At 74.2% G+C, this 6,607-nt stretch carries 3 protein-coding genes; 2 read left to right on the top strand and 1 reads right to left on the bottom strand.

From position 1 onward, the window contains the following. The first annotated feature begins 4 nt into the window (after positions 1–4). Positions 5–1,234: an AGE family epimerase/isomerase gene (locus ACXJKG_RS05955; RefSeq protein ID WP_456844830.1), complete on the top strand. Its 1,230-nt coding sequence runs from the start codon at positions 5–7 to the stop codon at positions 1,232–1,234. A 57-nt stretch (positions 1,235–1,291) separates the two neighbouring features. Here the strand turns inward: ACXJKG_RS05955 and ACXJKG_RS05960 are convergent, their stop codons facing one another. After that, on the bottom strand, positions 1,292–2,272 hold the full coding sequence (locus tag ACXJKG_RS05960) for an NAD(P)H-quinone oxidoreductase (protein WP_456844831.1): 981 nt from the start codon (positions 2,270–2,272) through the stop codon (positions 1,292–1,294). A 239-nt stretch (positions 2,273–2,511) separates the two neighbouring features. Here ACXJKG_RS05960 and ACXJKG_RS05965 point away from each other — a divergent pair. Beyond that, on the top strand, positions 2,512–6,607 hold a 4,096-nt coding region (locus ACXJKG_RS05965; RefSeq protein WP_456844832.1), incomplete at its 3' end, for an ATP-binding protein.

Genomic DNA, 6,607 nt, shown 5'->3' on the forward strand with positions numbered 1-6,607 from the left:
TCGCATGCCCTGGCTCACCACACCTGCCCATGCCCGGTGGCTCGAGGACGAGACCGACCGGCTGCTCGCCTTCGGCCGGGCCTCCGTGGTCCCGGGCGGGTTCGCCCGGCAGGACGAGGCGGGCCTCGCCGTCGACGGGCCCCTGGAGCTCTGGATCGCCTGCCGCATGACGCACGTGTACGCGCTCGGGCACCTGCTGGGCCGCCCCGGCTCCGCGGCGCTGGTCGACCACGGGCTGGCCGCGCTGACCGGCGCCTTCCACGACGACGAGCACGGCGGGTGGTTCGCCGAGGTCGAGCGCGACGGCGCGCCCCGCGACACCGACAAGGCCGCCTACCCGCACGCGTTCGTCGTCCTCGCGGCGTCGAGCGCCGCCGCGGCCGGCCGCCCGGGCGCCCGCGAGCTGCTGGACCAGGCGCTGGCCGTCTCCGAGCGGTGGTTCTGGGACGACGAGGCGGGCATGGTGGTCGAGCAGTGGGACCGGGGCTTCGCCGCCCTCGACGACTACCGCGGCGTCAACGCCAACATGCACACGGTCGAGGCCTACCTCGCGGCCGCGGACGTCACCGGGCAGCGCGTCTGGCTGGACCGCGCCCTGCGGATCGTCGAGCGCGTCGTGCACGGCTGGGCGCGCGACAACTCCTGGCGCATCCCGGAGCACTTCGACTCCGCCTGGGTGCCCGACCTCGAGTACAACGTCGACACCCCGGCGCACCCGTTCCGGCCTTACGGCGCGACCATCGGTCACTGGCTCGAGTGGGCCCGGCTGACCCTGCACGCCCGCGCCGCGGTGACGGCCCGCGGCGACGTCGCCCCCGCCTGGATGCTCGAGGACGCCGTCGCGCTGTTCGACGCCGCCGTCCGTGAGGGCTGGGACGTCGACGGCGCCCCCGGSTTCGTCTACACCGTCGACTGGTCGGGTGCCCCGGTCGTGCGCGAGCGGATGCACTGGGTGGCCGCCGAAGCCGTCGCCGCGGCCGCCGCCCTGCACGCCGCCACGGGCGAGGACCGGTTCGACGACGCCTACACGCAATGGTGGGAGTACATCGGCGCGCACGTGCTGGACCGGGTGGGCGGATCGTGGTGGCACGAGCTGGGCACCGACAACGAGGTGTCCCGGACCGTCTGGGCCGGCAAGGCCGACCTCTACCACGCGGTGCAGGCGACGCTGATCCCGCGCCTGCCCCTGACCCCCGTGATCGCCCCGGCCCTGGCCGCCGGACTGCTGGACTGACAGCACACAGCGTCCGCACTCGGTGGGGCTCCGACCCGCAGGAGTGCGGACGTTGCGTCAGGGGATCAGCAGGACCTTGCCGAAGGCGTCGCCCGTCTCCAGGAGGCGGTGCGCCTCGGCGGCCCGGTCGAACGGCAGGCGCGCGTGCACCACGGGCCGCACCGAGCCGTCGGCGACGAACGGCCAGGCGTGCCGGCGGACGCCGTCCATGATCGCGACCTTCTGGTCGAGCGGACGCGAGCGCAGCATGGTGCCGAGGATGCTGGCCCGCTTGGTCAGCAGCACGGACAGGTCCAGCTCGCCGCGCCGGCCCTGCTGCATCCCGATGACGACGAGGCGGCCGTCGTCGGCGAGCATCGCGAGGTTGTCCGCGAGGCCGCCCGCGCCGAGCACGTCGAGGACGACGTCGACCCCGCGGCCGTGGGTCGCCTCGAGCACGCGGCCGACGAGGTCCGGCTCGCGGTGGTCCAGCGCGACGTCGGCACCGAGGGCGAGCACCCGGGCGGTGCGCTGCGGGCCGCCGGCCGTCGCGACCACCCGGGTCCCCAGCGCGTGGGCCAGCTGGACCGCCGCGGACCCGACCCCTCCCGAGCCGCCGCGCACCAGCAGGGTCTCGGCGGGGGAGAGGCGTGCCGCACGCAGGTTGGACCAGACGGTGGCCAGGGCCTCGGGCAGCGCGGCGGCGTCGACGGTGGGCACGCCCTCGGGGACGCGCAGGCAGAGCGTCGCGGGCACGGCGACCCGCTCGGCGTAGCCGCCGCCCGCCAGCAGGGCGGCGACGCGATCACCCACCTGCAGGTCGTCGGCCCCCAGACCGTCGCCGCGGGCGACGACGGTCCCCGAGACCTCGAGCCCCGGCCAGGCCGGCGCACCCGGTGGCGGGGGGTAGTGACCTGCCCGCTGGAGCAGGTCCGCCCTGTTGACTCCGGCCGCCGCGACCTCGACCATCAGGTCCAGCGGTCCGGGGGCGGGTTCGGCCACCTCGTCGACTGCGAGGACGTCCGGATCTCCCGGCTTCGTGATCACCACCGCACGCACGTCCGCACAATAACCCCAGGGTCACCGAGGTCCGGCTGCTAGCACACGACACCCGAAAGGGCGGTCATGTCGCCGTATCCCAGTGGGTGAGGTCCATGGCAAACTCACCCGCGGGCTAATGGTCCGGCGTCCAGCAGCCGATGAAGGCCAACGGGACACCTCGTGGGTCGACTGGCCAGAGGGAACGACCGGTACGACCTGGTGGAGACACCTGTTGTCGGAAGACGGAAGGGAACGACATGCTGCGACGGCTCGGCATCCGCGCCAAAGTGATGGCTGTCCTTGCCGTCCCCATGATCGTGCTGCTTGCAGCCGGTGGGTACATCTCGTGGAACGCCCTCTCCGAGCTGCGGTACGCCAGGGCGGCCGAGAGCGTCGTCACGACGCTCCAGGCCTATGCACCGGTGGCGAGCGCCCTGCAGGCGGAGCGGCTCCTCTCGCTCAACGGCGGGACGCCCGAGCAGCTCGCCGCGGCGCGTGCGCAGACGGACCAGGCCCTGGCCGCGGTGCGACCCATCACGGCGAAGCTCGACCTGAGCCAGTTCCCGCCGTCGGTCGTCGACCAGTTCGTCGAGGTCCAGCTGGCGCACAACACGATGCTCCCCGCCGTCCGTACGGGCGTCGACATCAAGTCCCAGCGTGCGCAGATCGAGCGCAACTACGCCCAGATCATCGAGGGTCAGCTCTCCCTGATGGAGCAGGTCTCCAACAGCCTCGAGAACCGTGACCTCTCGGAGTACATCACCGCCTACCGCGAGATCGGCACCACCGCCGACGACCTGGTCGTCGAGATGATCGACGGGGTGGCGCTGCGGTCCAACCCGCGCTCCCCGTCGCCCGCCCTGGTCCGTCAGTACGGCACGCAGGCCGCCGCCGTCGAGCTGGCCCGCACGCGTGCCCACGACGCCATCACGTCGCTCGGCATCGAGGCTCTGGCCATGCCGACCAAGGACCCGACCTCCAACTTCACGCGTATGCGGGCCATGATCGAGCAGGGCAACTCGGCCGGCCTGGTCCAGGTCGACCCGGCGCGTTACGTCGAGGAGATCCAGAACCAGCTGACCAGCCTCGGCGAGCTGAACACCGACGTCCTGGCCGACGCGCACAGCGTCGCGGCCCAGGCTGCCGACGACGCCGCCGCCCGAGCGTGGATCACCATCGGCATCGTCGCCGCGGCCCTCGCAGCCTCCCTGTTCTTCGCGCTCCTCGTCTCCCGCTCCATCGTCGTCCCGCTGCGTCGCCTGACGAAGGCCGCTGCCGACGTCCGCGAGCAGCTGCCGCGACTGGTCGAGCAGGTGGCCGTGCCCGGTGAGGGCCCGGAGATCACGCTGGCGCCCATCCCGGTGACGTCCCGCGACGAGGTCGGCCAGCTGGCCGCCGCGTTCAACTCGGTGAACTCGACCACCGTCTCGGTCGCCCAGGAGCAGGCCGCTCTGCGTGGCTCCATCGCTGAGATGTTCGTCAACGTCGCCCGCCGCGACCAGGTCCTCCTCAACCGCCAGCTGTCGTTCATCGACTCGCTCGAGCGTGCCGAGGAAGACCCGAGCACCCTGGCGAACCTGTTCCGCCTCGACCACCTCGCCACCCGCATGCGGCGGAACGCGGAGTCCCTCCTCGTCCTCGCCGGCATCGACTCGGGCCGCCGCCTGCGCGACGCCATGCCGCTCTCGGACGTCGTCCGCACGGCCTCCTCGGAGATCGAGCAGTACGACCGCGTCGAGCTCGACCTGCAGGTCGACCCGCACATGCACGGCTTCAACGCGCTGGGCGCCGCCCACATGCTCGCGGAGCTGCTCGAGAACGCGACGATCTTCTCCGAGCCGGAGACGCCCGTCACGGTCACCACCGGCGTCTCGGGCCAGTTCGTGGTCGTCCGCGTCCTCGACCAGGGCCTCGGCATGAGCGACCAGGAGCTCGAGGCCGCGAACGCGAAGATCATCTCGACCTCCGCCAGCGACTCCCTGGGCAACCAGCGCCTCGGCCTCTTCGTCGTCGGCCGCATCGCCCAGCGCCTCGGCGCCGAGGTCAAGCTGCTCAAGGCCGCGCACGGCACGGGTACCGAGACCATCGTCAAGTTCCCGGCCACGCTGTTCGTCGCCAACGAGACCGCCCTGTACGGCGGCGGCGCGCCGGCTGCCCTCGCGGCACCGCGCAACGACCCGGGCCTGCCCCAGATCGAGGCGCCGGTCGTCGACGAGGTCGACCTCGCCGCCCTGACCGACGGCCAGACCTCGCTCGGCCTGCCGCACCGTCGTCGTCGTGAGGACGGCTCGGACGCCGAGGTCGGCCCGATCCCGGTCACCGAGCTCGCGCAGTCCACCGGGCTGCCGTCGCGGTCCAAGAAGACGTTCGACGAGGACAACCTCGTCCTGCCCGAGGCCCCCGACGGGCACATCGCGCCCGAGATCCAGGCCGCCGGTTCCGACTGGAAGCCCGAGACCCTCGCGCCGCTCAAGGGTGGTCTGCCCAGCCGCAGCCGCGCCGCGACGTCGGCGTGGGCACAGCCGGAGGAGCAGACGTCGACCGCTGCCGCTGCGGCGCCGGCCCCTGCCGCCCGTGCCGGGCTCTTCTCCGGCTTCCGTGGCCGCACGGAGACGCCCGCCAACGCCAACGAGACCGACGAGAACCTCGTCGTGCCGGCCCTGCAGTCCGAGGACGACGAGCGCGCCCTGCCGCCCGCCCAGTCGAACGCGGTCCGCGCGCCCTGGATGTCGAGCGGTGCGCACGCCGCGCCGGTCGAGCCCATGGTCGTCCCGAAGCTCGTCGACGACGAGGACTCGTGGGAGGCGCAGGAGGCCACGCACCGCCAGGAGCAGAACGCCGCCGCCGCCGCGCTCGCCGCGCAGGTCGAGGCCGCCCCGGCCGAGGAGGAGGCACCCGTCTGGGAGCCGACGCCCGCCTGGGACGCCGCCGAGACCGAGGCGCCCGCCGCCGAGGCGTGGGCCGCTCCCGTCGTCGAGGAGACCCCCGCGTGGGAGGCACCTGTCGCTGAGGCGTGGGCCGCTCCCGTCGTCGAGGAGACCCCCGCGTGGGAGGCGCCCGTCGCTGAGGCGTGGGCCGCTCCCGTCGTCGAGGAGACCCCCGCGTGGGAGGCGCCCGTCGCTGAGGCGTGGGCCGCTCCCGTCGTCGAGGAGACCCCCGCGTGGGAGGCACCCGTCGCTGAGGCGTGGGCCGCTCCCGTCGTCGAGGAGACCCCGGCGTGGGAGGCCCCCGTGGCGTCCGACTCCGAGGCCTGGGACCAGGCGATCGTCGACGACGAGCCCGCCTGGGAGGCGCCGGTCGTCGCCGAGCAGGCTCCCGCAGCCCTGACGGCACGCGTGGCCACCCCGGCACCCGAGTCGGTGGCCGAGTTCGAGGCCGAGTTCGAGGCCGAGGTCGAGGTTGCCGAGCTGCCCGCGCCGGTCGCCGAGGTCGCCGAGCCGGTAGCCGAGGTTGCCGCCGAGCCGGTCGCGCCCGTCCAGACCTTCACCTCGTACAGCGGCTACTCGGGCTGGGGCGCTCCCGCGTCCGACGCGCCCGCGCCGTACGTGCCGTTCGAGCGCACGCTCGACGAGGCCCGTGCCTGGCACACCGGCGCCATGCCGATCGTGGCCGCGCCGGTCGCCGAGCCCGCCGCCGAGCCGGTCGCCGAGGTCGTCGAGCCCGTCGAGGAGCAGGCCGTCCCCGCCGACGACGCCGCCTGGCCGGCCCCCGCGTGGGAGCCGCCGACGTGGCAGGCGCCGCAGTGGGAGGAGCAGGCTGCCGAGGCCGTCGCCGAGGTCGCCCCCGAGCCCGAGCCCGAGGTCGCCCCCGAGGTCGAGCCCGAGCCCGAGCTGGCCGTCGTGGACGGTGTCGCCTTCCGCCGGGTCTTCCTCGAGCCCGACCCGGAGCCCGAGTACGAGGCCGAGTCCGAGTACCAGCCCGAGGCGGAGTACGAGGCCGAGGTCGCTCCCGAGCCGCAGCCCGAGCCCGAGCCGCAGCCCGTCGCTCAGCAGGAGGCACCCGTCTGGGCCGCCCCCGTCCAGGAGGCGCCGGCGTGGCCGGCCTTCCAGGCGGCGCACCCCGGGACCGAGTCGCCGACGCAGCTGTTCACGCCGGTCGAGGCGGCAGCCGCCGTCACGCCCGAGCCGGTCGCGTACGCGCCGCAGGCCCCGGCCTACGACGCGGCCCCGGTCACGTTCGCGGCACCCGAGCCCGCCGCCGCCCCCGCGTGGGCGCCGACGGCGTCGGCGGCAGCGCCCGCTGCGCCCGAGGCTCCGTTCGCCGAGCTCGTGCAGACGCCGTCCGACGACGCCAAGGGGCGTCGCCGCTGGGGCCTGTTCGGCAAGAAGAAGGCCGACGAGGTCGTCCCGGAGC

The organism is Cellulomonas sp. P5_C6, from assembly GCF_054049635.1.